Raw genomic sequence first — 15153 nt, 5'->3', positions numbered from 1 at the left:
TCGCCTTCAACATAGTTGAAGCTGACGTTGAGGATGTTAGGTGCGCCCTGCTCGAGGTCGCCGTTCAGGTAGACCTCTTCCATATCTTTCACGCCTTCCCACAGACGGTTGCGCAGGGTGCGCAGACGCGCCATCTCGCTTTCCATCTCTTCTTTGGCGATACGGTAGGCTTCACCCATACCGACGATCTGGTGAACAGGCAGAGTACCGGAACGCATACCGCGCTCGTGACCGCCACCGTGCATCTGGGATTCGATACGGATACGTGGCTTACGACGCACGTACAGCGCACCAATACCTTTCGGGCCATAGATTTTGTGGCCGGAGAAGGACATCAGGTCGACTTTCAGCTGGCTCAGGTCGATAGGCAGTTTGCCCACGCTCTGGGTCGCATCAACGTGGTAGATGATACCACGCGCACGGCACAGTTCGCCGATGGTCGCGATATCCTGCACTACGCCGATTTCGTTGTTCACGTGCATGATGGACACCAGAATGGTGTCGTCACGCATCGCGGCTTCGAGCTCTTTGAGGTCGATGATGCCGTTACGCTGAGGTGCCAGGTAGGTGATTTCAAAACCTTCACGCTCGAGCTGACGACAGGTGTCCAGCACGGCTTTGTGTTCGGTTTTGCTGGTGATGATGTGCTTGCCTTTTTTCTGATAGAAATTGGCCGCACCTTTGATCGCCAGGTTATCGGATTCGGTCGCGCCGGAGGTGAAAACAATTTCACGCGGGTCAGCGCCAACCAGCTCAGCAATCTGATTACGGGCGATATCTACCGCCTCTTCAGCATGCCAGCCAAAACGGTGAGAACGGGAAGCCGGGTTACCAAAGTTTCCGTCCAGGGTCAGACACTGCATCATTTTCTCGGCAACACGCGGGTCCACCGGCGTGGTTGCGGAGTAATCGAGATAGATCGGTAATTTCATTGCTCTATAGACTCCGTACATCGCTTCAATGCAAGGAACCAGGCGGCGGGTCGGATGTACAACCCGATCATCGGGGCGAATGCACGCCCCTGCCTGATTCTAAAATTCTTATCGTTTTATTACGCGCGCAGTTTAACGTCGATAGCGTCCTGCGGGCGGGTGTTACGATGGGACTCGTGAGAATGCTGACGGCCAGAGACGTCCAGCACTTCCTGGTTGTTAACCAGTTCACCAATGGTGATGTTGTTCAGGAAGCCGGTCAGACGGTCACTCAGGTCGCGCCACAACGCGTGGGTGAGGCATTTATCGCCGCCCTGACAGCCACCTTTACCCTGGCAACGGGTCGCGTCAACGGATTCGTCAACTGCGCTAATCACTTCGCCAACGGCAATACTGCCCGCATCTTTACCTAACAGATAACCACCGCCTGGACCACGGACGCTGGAAACCAGGCCATTTTTACGCAGTCGGGAGAACAGCTGTTCCAGATAAGAGAGGGAAATTCCCTGACGTTCAGAAATATCAGCCAACGGAACCGGGCCCGATTCGGAGTTGAGCGCAACGTCCAGCATCGCGGTCACGGCATAACGCCCTTTAGATGTCAGTCTCATGTCTTACTTAACCTCAAACTCGCCCCTGCCCGGGGTTTTTATTGTAAAGTGGGGGGTATTGCATAGCAGGGCCAAGTCTGACATTCCCGACTAAAATGGTCAACTATTTACTTGACTGTTTTAGTCAGGTATTTAACCTTCCGTGCGCTAATGTTATTACCGGGTAACGCGCAGCGATCCCGGTCTACGGTTTGCGCAATTATTCTTTATTCTTCTGCTCAATCGACGCCAGAATACCGCGCAGGATGTTCAGCTCCTGGCTTTCCGGGCGTGCGCGGGTGAACAGGCGACGCAGTCGATTCATCACCTGCCCGGGATGACCGGCGCGGATAAAACCGGTGCTGAGCAGCGTCTGCTCCAGATGACCGTAGAAACGCTCCAGGTCGTCCACCAGCGGATACGGGGTCTCTTCCGGCTCGGCGTGGGGCGCGTTTTCCTGAGTTGCCAGCCACGCCATACGCACTTCGTAGGCGATAACCTGCACGGCCATCGCCAGGTTCAGCGAGCTGTACTCCGGATTGGCGGCAATCGCGACATGATAATGACATTTCTGCAGTTCATCATTGGTCAGGCCCACGCGTTCGCGACCAAACACCAGTGCGACGGGGGCATGTTCGGCTTCGCCGACGCTTTTCAGCCCGCATTCACGCGGATCGAGCATCGGCCACGGCAGGGTCCGCGAGCGCGCGCTGGTGCCGACCACCAGGCTACAGCCGGCCAGGGCTTCGTCCAGCGTATCGACGATCTGCGCGTTGCCGATCACGTCGCTGGCGCCCGCCGCAAGGGCGATGGCCTGAGAGTCGGGTTTGACCAGCGGGTTAACCAGCCAGAGATTGGTTAAGCCCATGGTTTTCATAGCACGGGCGACGGAGCCCATGTTGCCAGTATGCGAGGTTTCGACCAGCACGATTCGGATATTTTGCAGCATAATTTTTCTGAGTTTGAAGAATATTCGGCCATGCTACCATAAACGGAAGACAGAATCCGATCCCACTGCTATACTCTGCGCCGTTTTCGTTTCCCTGTTCTTTAACATCCAGTGAGAGTAACCGATGCAACATCCTATGTTGACCATCGCCGTGCGCGCAGCGCGCAAGGCGGGTAATGTAATTGCCAAACACTACGAAACACCCGATTCTGTAGAAACCAGCCAGAAAGGCAGCAATGACTTTGTGACTAACGTCGATAAAGCCGCAGAAGCGATTATTATCGAAACCATTCGCAAATCTTACCCGCAGCACACCATCATCACCGAAGAAAGCGGTGAGCATGTCGGCGTTGATCAGGATGTTCAATGGATTATTGATCCACTGGATGGCACCACCAACTTCGTCAAACGTCTGCCACACTTCTCTGTTTCTATCGCCGTACGCATCAAAGGCCGTACTGAAGTGGCGGTGGTTTACGATCCAATGCGTAACGAACTCTTCACGGCTTCCCGCGGTCAGGGCGCACAGCTGAATGGCTACCGTCTGCGCGGCACCAACGCTCGTGACCTCGACGGCACCATTCTGGCGACCGGTTTCCCGTTCAAAGCCAAACAGCACGCTCCTGCTTACATGAAAATCCTGGGCAAACTGTTCACCGAATGCGCGGACTTCCGTCGCACCGGTTCAGCTGCGCTGGATCTGGCCTACGTTGCCGCTGGCCGCGTGGATGGTTACTTTGAAATTGGTCTGAAACCGTGGGACTTCGCTGCTGGCGAACTGATTGCCCGCGAAGCTGGCGCACTGGTGTGTGATTTCACCGGCGGCCACAACTACCTACTGAGCGGCAACATCGTTGCCGGTAACCCACGTGTGGTGAAATCCATGCTGGCCAGCATGCGTGACGAACTGAGTGAAGCGCTGAAGCGTTAATTCCCGATAACCGCACCGCGCGGTTCCCTCTCCCTGTGGGAGAGGGTTAGGGTGAAGGCATCAGACCGCCCCTGTTAAAACGGTCTCAACCCTCTTCCCACCGGCACCGCACTCATCCACAGGGTGATTGCCGCCACCAGCAAGACTATCCCCCCTGCCAGTGCAAGCGTTGTCCAGCCAACCTGTCGCCACAGTACCGGCGTTTTATTGCCGCTGAGTCTGACCGCCAGTTGCCGAAAACTGTGTACCAGCAGCGCCAGCGACGAAATGGTAAGCGCCGTACCAGACGCCATCGCCAGTGCCGCAGCCACGCCCCAGCTAAACACCCCGATAACCTTACTGAACAGCAATACCATGATCGCCCCGGAGCAGGGCCGCATCCCCATCGACAGAATAATCATCAGCCGCGCGCGCCAGTCGTCCCCGCGCTCAAGCTGCGCCGGCGTAGGCAGATGCTGATGACCACAGCCACAATGTTCATCATGAACATGTTGTGGGGTAAAAGATTTGAATGTGGGTTTGCGCAGCAGCGCGCGCAGTTTTTTCAGCGCCCTTACGCTGAGGATCAGCCCCAACACGCCCACCAGCGCATAGCTGCCCTTCTCCAGCCAGAAGCTGCTCATGTGCAGTTCCCGCGCCGGGAGCTGCAGCAGGGTGAGTACCACCACCACCAGCCCAACCGCCACGCAGCCCTGCAATAATGAAGAGGCCAGCGTCAGGCCAATACTCGACTTCAGCTTAGAAGGATGTGTAGCAAGCCAGGTGGCGATCACGATTTTGCCATGCCCCGGCCCCAGAGCATGCAGCACGCCGTACAGGAAGCTGAACATCAGTAGTGAACCGCCCGCAGCAGTGGGATTGGCGGCCACCGCTTTCAGTAGTCCGCTCATCTGCTGGTTCACGTCCCGCTGCCAGAGAATGCTCTGGCGCATCACCTGCGGCCACGCCTGCCAGAGCCAGACGGCGCCCAACGCCGCGACCACTAAAAACAGCGCCAGCGGCCACAGATGCAGCCAGCGGCGGGGGCGATTTACGAGCATTGCAGCGTCACCGTCTGGGCAAACTGCTTGCCGAGATCCATGTCTTCCGGCGGGGCATCGTCTTTATCCAGCGCGCTGGCAAAGTTCAGCGTCTCATCGCTGGGCTCCGGGGTATCTATCTTAATTGAGCAGGTGGCGTTCAGCCCGGCAGGCAGCGAGGCATCGTCATCTTCGGCGTAGCTCATGTCGACGTAGTACGAGGGATCGAACGTGGAAAAGGTGTATTTCTGCCCGGCCAGCGGCTGGGGTGCTGCCAGCGGCAACACAAAGGTCAATACCGCCTGGTGCTCGTGGCGGGTCATCCCGTACTGGGTGGGCCGGTTAAGGAATTTCACCTTCTGCCCGTTGTGCCAGAACTCGGTAAAATAGTGCTGACCAAGCACGTTGGCCATCACCTCCGCCGCCAGCTTTTTCCAGATCTCATCCCCCGGCTTCGCCTCTCCGGCGTCATAGAGCAAATCGGCGGAGGTCAGCTCATCCATCGTCCAGCGCATCTTCAGGCCGGTCAGCTGGTTATCTTTGACCATGATTTGCGTTTTCAGGGTGATAAAACTGTGAGGATGCGCGGCGACGGTAAAAGATAAAACCGCCAAAAAAAGCGCCGTCGCGCTGTGTTTAACTATTTGCATCTGTTCCTCACGTCAAAAATTCTGTGATGTTCGCCAGCATTCCTGAAGGAAAGACCCTTCGGTGCGCTTTCTGGCGGGCATCCTTTAGCTATTCTTATCAGACACACTCACTGGAACCCGACAGATGATGATGACTCTCGAAATGCCATCTGCACTTTCCAGTTCGCAGCGTCGCTGCCAGGTTCTGTTGATGCTCTATATTCCGGGCTTCAGCGCCACCGTGCAACGCATCGGTGACATCAATGGGGTCGATGGTCCCCTGACCCGGCAGGACATCGCCGAGACGCGCATCGAGATCCAGCGCTATCACCGGCTCGACATTGCGGCGCACCCTGATGGCAGCTACCGGATTGAAGGCACCCACCTCGACCAACGCTTATGCCTGTTGCACTGGCTGCGCCGGGCGTTACGCCTGTGCCCCCACTTTGTCGCGCAGCAGTTTACCCCATCTCTGAAGACCACGCTAAAGCAACTCGGCATTGCGCGAACCTTATATGACGATACCAACCTACGGGCGCTAATCAATTTCTGCGCCCGTCGTCTGCAGCGTCAGTTTGAGTGCCGCGACGTGCAGTTTTTGCAGCTCTATTTGCAGTACTGCCTGCTCCAGCACCATCTGGGCCAGACCCCGCAGTTTTCGCCGGTGCAGCGCAGCTGGACGGAATCGCGCGGTGAATACCTGATGGCGCAGGAGATCGTGCGCCACTGGCAGCGCCGCGTGGTCCCCCTCCCCCACGTTGATGAACAACCGTTTCTGACCCTGCTGTTTATGATGCTGCGCACGCCCGACCCCGTGCGCGACGCCCATCAGCAGGATGAACGCCTGCGCCGCGCCATCACCCGGATGATCGTCCGCTTTCGCGGACAAACCGGGATGCATTTCAGCGACGAGCAAGGGCTGACCGACCAGCTGTATATTCATCTTGCCCAGGCGCTGGATCGCTCCCTGTTTGGCATTGGCATCGACAACAGCCTGCCGGAGGAGATCAACCGCCTTTACCCGCGGCTGATGCGCACCACCCGGGAGGTGATGTTTGAGCTGGAGGCGGAATTTGGCCTGCGTTTTTCCGAAGAGGAGTCGAGCCTGGTGGCCGTTATCTTTGGCGCGTGGCTGATGCAGGAGAACGATCTGCATGAAAAGCAGGTGGTGTTACTGACCGGGGGGGATAAAGCCTGTGAAGATCTGATCGAACAGCAGCTGCGGGAGTTGACCCTGCTGCCGCTGAACATTCGCTATGTGACGTTGCAGACCTTCCAGAAGGAGGGCGCACCGCGCGAGGCCGCGCTGGTGATCACTCCCTACGCCACCGCTTTGCCGCTGTTCTCGCCGCCGCTCATTCATGCCGTTGAGACCCTGAATGCGCAGCAGCAGGAACATATTCGCGTGATGCTGGAGTCTTAGCGCGCCGCGACCCGCGGACGCAACAGCATCGCGGGCAGCGCCACCAACGCCATCACCCAGAAGACACCGTGACCGAGATGCTGGTACAGGAAGCCCGCAAAAACGGTCATGATCGCAATGCTGCCGCCCATCGCCACCGCCGAGTAGACCGCCTGCAGGCGGATCACGTCGCTGCCTTCCCGCGCGGAGATATAGCGCATCGCCGCCAGATGGCACACCGTAAAGGTGCCGCAGTGCAGGATTTGCGCGACAATCAGCCACGGCAATTCATGCGTCCAGCCCATGATCCCCCAGCGGAGCACGCCGCAGACGGCAGACAGCAGGAGCAGATCCCGGGCGCTAAAGCGGCGGAACAAGCGGTTGCTGAGGGCAAAAATAATCAATTCCGCCACCACGCCGAGCGACCACAGATAGCCCACCGCCGATGCTGAATAACCCACGCCCTGCCAGTAGATGGCGCTAAAGCCATAGTAGGCAGCATGTGCCCCCTGCAGCAGGCAGACGCAGGCGAGAAAACGCCAGCTCTGCGACACCAGCACGCGCCAGGCTGGCCAGCCTGCGCTCTCCTGCTGACGACTCTCGCCTTGCGGCATCACCGTTGGCCGCAGCAGCATCCCGAGCAGCATCGACACCAGCCCCACGCTCAGCAGCGCCAGAATAGCCTGATAGTCGTACAGGCTCACCAGCTTGCCCACCAGCGCCGAGCCAATCACAAAGGCAATCGAGCCCCACAGCCGCACCCGGCCATAGTCCATGGTGATCTGCTTTTGCCAGGTGTTAGCCAGCGCATCGGTCAGCGGGACCAGCGGCGAGAAAAAGAGGTTAAACCCGACCATCACCACCACCAGCCAGGCAAACTGCTGGCTGACCCAGAAGCCCGCCGCAAACACCAGCGTTAACAGCGCCAGCACGCGCACGGCTTTGATCAGTAACGCAGGGTCGCTGACGCGCGGGGCAATCAGCAGGCTACCGAGAAAACGCGCCACCAGGCCGGAGCCCAGCAAAATGCCAATCATCTCTGGGGTGAGGCCGATTCCCGCAAGCCAGACGCTCCAGAAAGGCAGAAAAATACCGTAGCTGAAAAAATAGGTAAAGTAGCTGAGCGCCAGCCAGCGTGTGGAATGCAAAACCATGAATCCCTCCCGTTTTGGAGGCGCTAGTCTGGCGAGAAAGCAACAATTAAGCAAGTCGATAGCCTGCTATAAATTAACCTTCGATTAACAAAAAACAGAGCCGGATGGCTCATGGCGAGGGCTGAAAAACTGTATTAGGGTTAAGTGACACAGCTTAAAAAGGTCATACCGTCATGAACGCACTACGCTATTTCGATTTCGGCCAGTCCCGCCCGCTGATCCTGTTGATTGCCCGTATCGCCATTGTGGCGCTGTTTATTATCTTCGGCCTGCCCAAAATGACCGGCTTTGACGGCACGGTGCAGTACATGGCGAAGCTGGGTGCGCCCATGCCGATGCTGGCTGCAATTATTGCGGTGATTATGGAAGTCCCCGCCGCCATTCTGATCGTGCTGGGCTTTTTCACCCGTCCGCTGGCGGTGCTGTTTGTCTTTTATACGCTGGGCACGGCGGTGATTGGTCACCCGTACTGGGATATGAGTGGTGATGCGGTGATGCCGAACATGATTAACTTCTATAAGAATATCAGTATTGCGGGGGCGTTTCTGTTACTGGCCGTCACCGGGCCGGGGGCGATTTCCATCGACCGACGCTAGATAAAACAAAGGCCGCTTGCGCGGCCTTTTTCATTCTGCCGGGCAGAATTATGCGTAAACCGGGAAGCGTGCGCAGATATCCAGCACTTTGCCCTTCACGCGTTCGATAACCGCTTCGTCGTTGATGTTGTCCAGCACATCACACATCCAGCCAGCCAGCTCTTTGACTTCCGCCTCTTTAAAGCCACGGCGCGTCACAGCTGGGGAGCCGATACGGATACCGGAGGTCACAAACGGGCTCTTCGGATCGTTTGGCACGCTGTTTTTGTTCACCGTGATGTTGGCGCGGCCCAGGGCAGCGTCTGCTTCTTTACCGGTCAGGTTTTTATCAACCAGGTCCAGCAGGAACAGGTGGTTCTCCGTGCCGCCAGACACCACTTTGTAGCCACGGTTCAGGAACACTTCAACCATCGCTTTGGCGTTTTTAGCAACCTGCTGCTGGTAAACTTTGAACTCTGGCTCCATCGCTTCTTTCAGCGCTACGGCTTTCGCGGCGATAACGTGCATCAGCGGGCCGCCCTGCGCGCTTGGGAACACCGCAGAGTTCAGTTTCTTATACAGATCTTCGTCACCGCCTTTCGCCAGGATCAGGCCACCGCGTGGACCCGCCAGGGTTTTGTGGGTGGTGGTGGTCACAACGTGCGCATGTGGAACCGGGTTCGGGTATACGTCTGCTGCAATCAGACCGGCAACGTGCGCCATGTCAACGAACAGGTAGGCACCGATGCTGTCTGCGATTTCACGCATTTTTGCCCAGTCAACGACGCCGGAATAAGCAGAGAAGCCGCCGATGATCATCTTCGGTTTGTGGGTCTGAGCCTGCTTAGCCATGTCTTCGTAGTCAATTTTACCGGACTCATCAATACCGTAAGGGATGATGTTGTACAGCTTGCCGGAGAAGTTCACCGGGGAGCCGTGAGTCAGGTGACCGCCTTGCGCCAGGTTCATACCCAGAACGGTATCGCCCGGCTGCAGCAGCGCGGTGTAAACCGCGAAGTTAGCCTGAGAACCGGAGTGCGGCTGCACGTTAGCGTAATCCGCGCCAAACAGCTCTTTTGCACGGTCAATCGCCAGTTGCTCAACGATATCGACGTACTCGCAACCGCCGTAGTAGCGCTTGCCCGGGTAACCTTCAGCGTATTTGTTGGTCAGCTGAGAACCCTGCGCCTGCATCACGCGCGGGCTGGTGTAGTTTTCGGAGGCGATCAGTTCGATGTGCTCTTCCTGACGTACTTTTTCCTGCTCCATAGCCTGCCACAGTTCGGCATCATAATCGGCAATGTTCATTTCACGCTTTAACATCCGCATCTCCTGACTCAGCTAACAAGTAAATTTTTGCCCTGAAAAAGGCAGTCCAGTTGGACGACGGGCAACAGTATAACTGATTAGCACAGTGATAACAGGTCTTGACAAACGATTTTACGCAAACGTTTACCTACCCGTAGCGCAAGGGTTTGAGGAATAAAGATCTGCCGATTTTACAACGGATTTCTTTTCAGGTTTGTGATGCAAATAATTCATGTTACAAAGAACCATTTACAACGCAGGGTTATTTTTTATAAGATGCATTTAAAATACACTTTAAAATAACATCTTAAGGAAGCTGCTATGTTAGACGCCCAAACCATCGCTACGGTTAAAGCCACCATTCCCCTGCTGGTTGAAACGGGTCCTAAACTCACCGCCCATTTTTACGATCGCATGTTCACGCACAATCCGGAGCTCAAAGAGATTTTCAACATGAGCAACCAGCGTAACGGCGATCAGCGCGAAGCGTTGTTCAACGCCATCGCCGCTTACGCCAGCAACATCGAAAACCTGGCGGTCCTGCTGCCCGCGGTGGAAAAAATTGCCCAGAAGCACACCAGCTTCCAGATCCAACCTGAACAGTACAATATTGTCGGCGGCCACCTGCTGGCGACGCTGGACGAGATGTTCAGCCCGGGTCAGGAGGTGCTGGACGCGTGGGGCAAAGCCTACGGCGTGCTGGCGAATGTGTTTATCAACCGTGAAGCGCAGATTTACAGCGAAAATGCCGATAAAACCGGTGGCTGGGAAGGCACCCGCGCCTTCCGCATCGTGGAAAAAACGCCGCGCAGCCAGCTTATCACCAGCTTTGAATTTGAGCCCGTCGACGGTAAGCCGGTTGCTGACTATCAGCCCGGCCAGTATCTCGGCGTGTGGTTGAAGCCGGAAGGCTTCCCACATCAGGAAATTCGTCAGTACTCCCTGACCCGCAAGCCGAATGGCAAAGGCTACCGTATCGCGGTGAAGCGCGAGGACGGCGGTCAGGTCTCAACCTGGCTGCATAACAGCGCCAACGTCGGTGACGTGGTGCACCTTGCCGCGCCAGCGGGCGACTTCTTTATGGCGGTGGATGCCAGTACCCCTGTGACGCTGATCTCCGCAGGCGTGGGCCAGACCCCGATGCTGGCAATGCTGGACACGCTGGCGAAATCCGCGCACGGCGCGCAGGTGAACTGGTTCCACGCGGCGGAAAACGGCGAAGTGCATGCCTTTGACGACGAAGTGAAAACCGTTGCCGCCGCGCTGACGGACTTTCACGCTCACACCTGGTATCGTCTGCCGAGCGACAACGACCGTGCCCAGGCCCTGTTTGGCAGCGAAGGTCTGATGGATTTAGCGCAGTATAAAGAGCAGCTTAGCGCAGCGAAGATGCAGTTCTACGTTTGTGGCCCGGTGGCGTTTATGCAGTTTGCCGCTCAGCAGTTGATTGAACTGGGTGCGAATAAAGACAACATTCACTACGAATGCTTCGGCCCGCATAAGGTGCTGTAATGCAAAAAGCCCCTCAGACGAGGGGCTTTTTTTATCCGGCGGCGCAGGGATTAAATCGCTTCGTCGTCTTCTTCACCGGTACGGATACGGATCACGCGCGCGACGTCAAAGACGAAGATTTTGCCGTCACCGATTTTGCCGGTCTGCGCGGTACGGATAATGGTGTCCACACAGGTATCCACGATGTCGTCCGACACCACGATCTCAATTTTCACTTTCGGCAGGAAGTCGACCATGTATTCCGCGCCACGGTACAGCTCCGTGTGGCCCTTCTGACGACCAAAGCCTTTCACTTCCGTCACCGTCATCCCGGTGATGCCGACTTCTGCCAGCGCTTCGCGTACATCATCCAGTTTGAAAGGTTTAATAATCGCATCAATCTTTTTCATGGGGGTCCTTCTTGCCTGTCTGCAGCCTCGTAATCGATTGCTCACAGTAGCATATCAATCGGATTTTACGGTATCACTCTTTGAAGTCGTTTGCTTCCAGCTCGTGGCGCGACAGCAGTTTATAAAACTCGGTGCGGTTGCGTCCGGCCATCCGCGCGGCATGGGTAACGTTGCCTTTGGTGATCTGCAAAAGCTTGCGCAGATAGTTGAGTTCAAACTGGTTACGCGCTTCAGCGAAGGTCGGTAAGGCGGTGTTTTCACCCTCCAGCGCCTGTTCCACCAGCGCGTCGCTGATTACCGGCGAAGAGGTCAGCGCCACGCACTGCTCAATCACGTTCACCAGCTGACGCACGTTACCGGGCCAGCTGGCGGTCATCAGACGCTTCATCGCATCGGTGGAGAAAGCCCGCACAAAGGGCTTATGCCGCTCGGCGGACTGGCGCAGCAGCTGGGTCGCCAGCAGAGGGATATCTTCGGCACGTTCCGCCAGCGCCGGAATTTTGAGGTTAACAACGTTCAGACGATAGAACAGGTCTTCGCGAAATTCGTTGCGCGCCATCGCCTTCGGCAGATCCCGGTGGGTGGCGGAAATAATACGCACGTTGATGTCGATATCGCGGTTGCTGCCCAGCGGCCTGACCTTACGCTCCTGAAGAACGCGCAGCAGTTTGACCTGCAGGGCAGCAGGCATATCACCAATTTCATCGAGGAATAATGTGCCGCCTTCCGCCGCCTGGAACAGCCCTTCACGGCTGCTGACCGCCCCGGTAAAGGCCCCGCGCGCGTGACCAAACAGCTCGGACTCCAGCAGCTGTTCCGGCAATGCCCCGCAGTTAATGGCGATAAAGGCTTTTTTGCCACGCGGGCTGGCGTTGTGAATGGCCTGAGCGAGGATCTCTTTCCCGGTGCCGCTGTGACCGTTAATCAGCACGCTGACGTCAGACTGCGCCACCATTCTGGCCTGCTCCAGCAGACGTAGCATGATTGGGCTGCGGGTGACTATCGCTTCTCGCCACTGGTCGTCGCTGGAGGGCGCGGCGTGCTCAAGGGCGTTATCGATCGCCTTGTACAGCGCGTCTTTGTCCACCGGTTTGGTAAGGAAGCTGAATACGCCCTGCTGGGTGGCCGCCACCGCATCCGGGATTGAGCCGTGGGCGGTGAGAATGATCACCGGCATCCCCGGCTGCAGTTTCTGGATCTCGGCAAACAGCTGCATGCCGTCCATTTCGTCCATCCGAAGATCGCTGATCACCAGGTCGACTTTCTCGCGCCCCAGCACTTTCAGCCCTTCCTGACCGCTTTCGGCGGTGACCACGCTGTAGCCCTCACTCACCAGGCGCATGCCCAGCAGTTTCAGCAAGCCGGGGTCATCATCCACCAGCAAAAGGTGCGCAGGTTTGCGGGTTGTCATGGCTTCACGTCCTCTGGTTTCGCGGGAGCGCTGTCCGGCTCCGCTGGCGCGGCATCAGCTTTTGCCGGTGCTGCGGCGCTTTTTGGCGCATCCGGCAGATAATTACTCGCTGGCTTGCGGGTTGAGAGCTGGCGTTCGATATCAGTCAGGTTCTCCAGCTTCCGGGTAGTGGTATCAAGCTGCGAGCGCAAATACTGCTGCTGCTGGCGCAGGGTATCGAGCTGGGCATCGGCAGACTGCTGCAGCTTGCCGTAGCGGGAGCGCTCCTCTGCCAGCTGCAGTTGTGACACTTGCCCGTCGCGCCACAGCTGATACAGCGGGCGTACCTGGGCGGGAATTTGCGCGCTCAGGGCATCGAGGCGGGTGGTCAGCAGTCGCCGCTCCACCGGGTTAATTTTGGCATTCGCCAGCAAAATACCCCGCTTAAAGCGCGCCTGCCAGATGTCATCCGTCCAATGACGCGCCTCTGCGCGGGCGGCAGCAGGTGCCAGACGTTCGGCACAATCCATACCGCGCAGCCAGTAAAGCGGGTTGCTCTCGGTTTCGTGCCCCTGCAGCTGCCAGATATTATTGCAGTCGGTCGCAAGGAAGTCCGCCAGCTGATGATCGGGTAATTTTTCATCCTGCTTATCGCTGATAGCGCTGGTCGGGGCATGCGAGACGCATCCCGCGAGCAAAAGGCAGGAGAGGGATAAGCGAATTTTTTTTGCGGAAAACACCGCGTTAATGGCGCGGGAAAAGACGTGTGACATACTCACCAGACTTAGATTCATTTTAGTGATTTTTCCGACTCAAGCGGCAGTTCGATGCGAAAACAGACATCGGTACGGTCGTCAGTGACAAGATTTAGCTCTCCCTGCATACGGCGGATGCAGTCGCGGGCAATACTCAGCCCCAGACCACTCCCCTTAACCGCCCCTTTTCGTTGATGACTCCCCTGGAAAAACGGTTCGAAGATCATCGCTTTTTCGTCGTTCGGGATCGGGCTTCCGGTGTTGGCGACATCAATACAGACCCGCGAGCCTTGCGTAAAACTGCGAATATAAATGGTACCGGATTCAATACCATAGTGCACCGCATTGGAATAAAGATTATCCAGCACGCTCATCAGCAGCATTGGCTCGGCAAAACAGACGGGCGCCGCAAGCGTGAGTTCAGTATGCATCATTTTAGCGCGTGCAGGCAGGCTGTGGGCGGAGAGCACCATATCCACCAGCGGCGCCAGCTCTACCGTCTCCAGCTCGGGTGCACCGTCAGCCAGTTTACGGTTGTAGTCGAGCAGTTGTTCAATCAATTTTTGCAGGTTACGGCTGCTGGCATCGAGGATGTCGACAATCTCCCGCTGTTCCGTAGTCAGCGGGCCGGCGACCTGGTCGGCCAACAGTTCGGTGCCCTCGCGCATGCTGGCAAGAGGCGTTTTGAGTTCATGGGAGATGTGGCGCAGGAACTGGTGGCGCTGGGACTCCAGCCACGCCAGCCGCTCGGAGAGCCAGATGATGCGCTGCCCGACCGAGCGCAGCTCGCGCGGTCCGGTAAAGGCGACGGTATTGCCAAGCGTTCGTCCCTCCCCCAGCCGGTTAATCATCCGCTCGATGCCCTTCACCGGGCCGATGATCATGCGGGTAAACAGCAGAACTAACCCCAGACTGACCAGAAAAAGCACCAGCGCCTGCCAGCCGAAGAACTGGCCGCGCTCGGCAATCTCCTGCTGGAGCTGCTGCCCGCGGGAGAAGATCACCGACCGGGTAGTCTGCACCATCTCGGTATTGGCGTTGGCGAAGGATTCCAGCCGCAGCGCGGCCTGAGCATCGGGGCCGCTGTTATGACACTGCAGCTGCGCCAGGGCATTAATATCCTGACGCAGGGCCTGATAGAGCTTATCGTCCGGCAGCACGCCCGCGTGCGCATCGAGCATTTCGCTGTAGCGCTTGCGCTGGTTCTGATACACCCGCTCCAGCGTCCGGTCGTCGAGCACGCAGTACTGGCGATAGCTGCGCTCCATCTCCAGCGCCGCATTGGTCATCGCTTCGCTGCGCCGGGCATCAATCAGCGTGGTGCGGTTGGTAAGCGCCGCCTGGGCGCTGAGTGCGTTCAGGCTTTGCCAGGCCTGCCACGCCAGCACCAGCAGCGGGAGCAGGATCAGCAGGAAAGCCATCATGACTAACTGTCGTAACGAGCGAGGGAAAACTGACCAGCGTTTCAACGCGTGACTCTCTGTCGCAGGGGGAGTGTAGGAAGATGCTAACTGGACAATAGGTTAGATACAACAAAGCCGGGTTAAAACCCGGCTTTGTTGTGAAATGAGGCGGTGCCTAACTCGACGTTTCGCCCGGAGGTCTGATAAAGCAATGC

Annotated in this window: 15 protein-coding genes; 4 read left to right on the top strand and 11 right to left on the bottom strand. The window is 57.2% G+C overall.

Going from position 1 to position 15153, the window contains the following annotated elements:
* The 3 genes from ACRDD5_RS11410 to trmJ all read right to left on the bottom strand — a co-directional run.
* A partial coding sequence (locus ACRDD5_RS11410) for an IscS subfamily cysteine desulfurase (protein ID WP_438676810.1) occupies nt 1-932 on the bottom strand: 932 nt, incomplete at its 3' end.
* Nucleotides 933-1051: 119 nt separating this feature from the next.
* Complete coding sequence (gene iscR, locus ACRDD5_RS11405; RefSeq protein ID WP_271280994.1) at nt 1052-1543, bottom strand: Fe-S cluster assembly transcriptional regulator IscR; 492 nt, start codon at nt 1541-1543, stop codon at nt 1052-1054.
* Between the two features lie 199 nt (nt 1544-1742).
* Complete coding sequence (gene trmJ / locus ACRDD5_RS11400) at nt 1743-2471, bottom strand: tRNA (cytosine(32)/uridine(32)-2'-O)-methyltransferase TrmJ (protein ID WP_271280993.1); 729 nt, start codon at nt 2469-2471, stop codon at nt 1743-1745.
* A gap of 124 nt (nt 2472-2595) precedes the next feature.
* Between trmJ and suhB the strand changes: the two genes are divergently transcribed.
* Nucleotides 2596-3402 carry an inositol-1-monophosphatase gene (gene suhB, locus ACRDD5_RS11395; protein WP_271280992.1) on the top strand — a complete coding sequence of 269 codons (807 nt, stop codon included), beginning with the start codon at nt 2596-2598 and terminating at the stop codon, nt 3400-3402.
* Nucleotides 3403-3476: 74 nt separating this feature from the next.
* Here suhB and ACRDD5_RS11390 read toward each other — a convergent pair whose 3' ends face one another.
* On the bottom strand, nt 3477-4442 hold the full coding sequence (locus tag ACRDD5_RS11390) for a nickel/cobalt transporter (protein WP_438676809.1): 966 nt from the start codon (nt 4440-4442) through the stop codon (nt 3477-3479).
* A complete protein-coding gene (locus ACRDD5_RS11385; RefSeq protein WP_438676808.1) occupies nt 4433-5071 on the bottom strand; it encodes a DUF1007 family protein in 639 nt (212 codons plus the stop codon). The genes ACRDD5_RS11390 and ACRDD5_RS11385 overlap by 10 nt, the downstream gene beginning before the upstream one ends.
* A gap of 124 nt (nt 5072-5195) precedes the next feature.
* Here ACRDD5_RS11385 and csiE point away from each other — a divergent pair, with 124 nt between their 5' ends.
* Complete coding sequence (gene csiE, locus ACRDD5_RS11380; RefSeq protein WP_271280989.1) at nt 5196-6473, top strand: stationary phase inducible protein CsiE; 1278 nt, start codon at nt 5196-5198, stop codon at nt 6471-6473.
* Here the strand turns inward: csiE and ACRDD5_RS11375 are convergent.
* Nucleotides 6470-7606 carry a 3-phenylpropionate MFS transporter gene (locus ACRDD5_RS11375; protein WP_438676807.1) on the bottom strand — a complete coding sequence of 379 codons (1137 nt, stop codon included), beginning with the start codon at nt 7604-7606 and terminating at the stop codon, nt 6470-6472. The genes csiE and ACRDD5_RS11375 overlap by 4 nt on opposite strands.
* A 173-nt stretch (nt 7607-7779) precedes the next feature.
* Between ACRDD5_RS11375 and ACRDD5_RS11370 the strand changes: the two genes are divergently transcribed.
* Nucleotides 7780-8202, top strand: coding sequence for a DoxX family protein (locus ACRDD5_RS11370; protein ID WP_271280987.1), 423 nt, complete (start codon nt 7780-7782; stop codon nt 8200-8202).
* Between the two features lie 48 nt (nt 8203-8250).
* On the opposite strand, the gene glyA is transcribed toward ACRDD5_RS11370, so the two are convergent.
* The gene (gene glyA / locus ACRDD5_RS11365; protein WP_438676806.1) at nt 8251-9504 is read right to left on the bottom strand and encodes a serine hydroxymethyltransferase; all 1254 of its coding nucleotides are present in this window, start codon (nt 9502-9504) and stop codon (nt 8251-8253) included.
* A gap of 306 nt (nt 9505-9810) precedes the next feature.
* Between glyA and hmpA the strand changes: the two genes are divergently transcribed.
* Nucleotides 9811-11001 carry an NO-inducible flavohemoprotein gene (gene hmpA, locus ACRDD5_RS11360; RefSeq protein WP_438676805.1) on the top strand — a complete coding sequence of 397 codons (1191 nt, stop codon included), beginning with the start codon at nt 9811-9813 and terminating at the stop codon, nt 10999-11001.
* 50 nt (nt 11002-11051) lie between these two features.
* Here hmpA and glnB read toward each other — a convergent pair whose 3' ends face one another.
* The 4 genes from glnB to qseE all read right to left on the bottom strand — a co-directional run bounded on the left by glnB (nt 11052) and on the right by qseE (nt 15004).
* Entirely contained in the window at nt 11052-11390 is a 339-nt protein-coding gene (glnB, locus tag ACRDD5_RS11355) for a nitrogen regulatory protein P-II (RefSeq protein ID WP_271269055.1), read from the bottom strand.
* 73 nt (nt 11391-11463) lie between these two features.
* On the bottom strand, nt 11464-12801 hold the full coding sequence (gene glrR, locus ACRDD5_RS11350; protein WP_271280984.1) for a two-component system response regulator GlrR: 1338 nt from the start codon (nt 12799-12801) through the stop codon (nt 11464-11466).
* Nucleotides 12798-13574 carry a two-component system QseEF-associated lipoprotein QseG gene (qseG, locus tag ACRDD5_RS11345; protein ID WP_438676804.1) on the bottom strand — a complete coding sequence of 259 codons (777 nt, stop codon included), beginning with the start codon at nt 13572-13574 and terminating at the stop codon, nt 12798-12800. Before qseG ends, glrR begins: the two co-directional genes overlap by 4 nt.
* Nucleotides 13571-15004, bottom strand: coding sequence for a two component system sensor histidine kinase QseE/GlrK (gene qseE / locus ACRDD5_RS11340; protein ID WP_271280982.1), 1434 nt, complete (start codon nt 15002-15004; stop codon nt 13571-13573). Before qseE ends, qseG begins: the two co-directional genes overlap by 4 nt.
* Nucleotides 15005-15153 lie beyond the last annotated feature (149 nt).

It is taken from the genome of Silvania sp. (genome assembly GCF_051656365.1).
Lineage (GTDB): Bacteria > Pseudomonadota > Gammaproteobacteria > Enterobacterales > Enterobacteriaceae > Enterobacter > Enterobacter hatchlandensis.
This window is presented reverse-complemented; position numbering and strand designations above follow the sequence as displayed.

What these genes read in the sequence shown, in the direction of transcription:
- ACRDD5_RS11385 (WP_438676808.1), bottom strand. Translation starts at nt 5,071, where the DNA reads ATGCAAATAGTTAAACACAGCGCGACGGCGCTTTTTTTGGCGGTTTTA.
- ACRDD5_RS11370 (WP_271280987.1), top strand. Translation starts at nt 7,780, where the DNA reads ATGAACGCACTACGCTATTTCGATTTCGGCCAGTCCCGCCCGCTGATC.
- glrR (WP_271280984.1), bottom strand. Translation starts at nt 12,801, where the DNA reads ATGACAACCCGCAAACCTGCGCACCTTTTGCTGGTGGATGATGACCCC.
- hmpA (WP_438676805.1), top strand. Translation starts at nt 9,811, where the DNA reads ATGTTAGACGCCCAAACCATCGCTACGGTTAAAGCCACCATTCCCCTG.
- glyA (WP_438676806.1), bottom strand. Translation starts at nt 9,504, where the DNA reads ATGTTAAAGCGTGAAATGAACATTGCCGATTATGATGCCGAACTGTGG.
- suhB (WP_271280992.1), top strand. Translation starts at nt 2,596, where the DNA reads ATGCAACATCCTATGTTGACCATCGCCGTGCGCGCAGCGCGCAAGGCG.
- csiE (WP_271280989.1), top strand. Translation starts at nt 5,196, where the DNA reads ATGATGATGACTCTCGAAATGCCATCTGCACTTTCCAGTTCGCAGCGT.
- ACRDD5_RS11375 (WP_438676807.1), bottom strand. Translation starts at nt 7,606, where the DNA reads ATGGTTTTGCATTCCACACGCTGGCTGGCGCTCAGCTACTTTACCTAT.
- glnB (WP_271269055.1), bottom strand. Translation starts at nt 11,390, where the DNA reads ATGAAAAAGATTGATGCGATTATTAAACCTTTCAAACTGGATGATGTA.
- iscR (WP_271280994.1), bottom strand. Translation starts at nt 1,543, where the DNA reads ATGAGACTGACATCTAAAGGGCGTTATGCCGTGACCGCGATGCTGGAC.
- ACRDD5_RS11390 (WP_438676809.1), bottom strand. Translation starts at nt 4,442, where the DNA reads ATGCTCGTAAATCGCCCCCGCCGCTGGCTGCATCTGTGGCCGCTGGCG.
- qseG (WP_438676804.1), bottom strand. Translation starts at nt 13,574, where the DNA reads ATGAATCTAAGTCTGGTGAGTATGTCACACGTCTTTTCCCGCGCCATT.
- trmJ (WP_271280993.1), bottom strand. Translation starts at nt 2,471, where the DNA reads ATGCTGCAAAATATCCGAATCGTGCTGGTCGAAACCTCGCATACTGGC.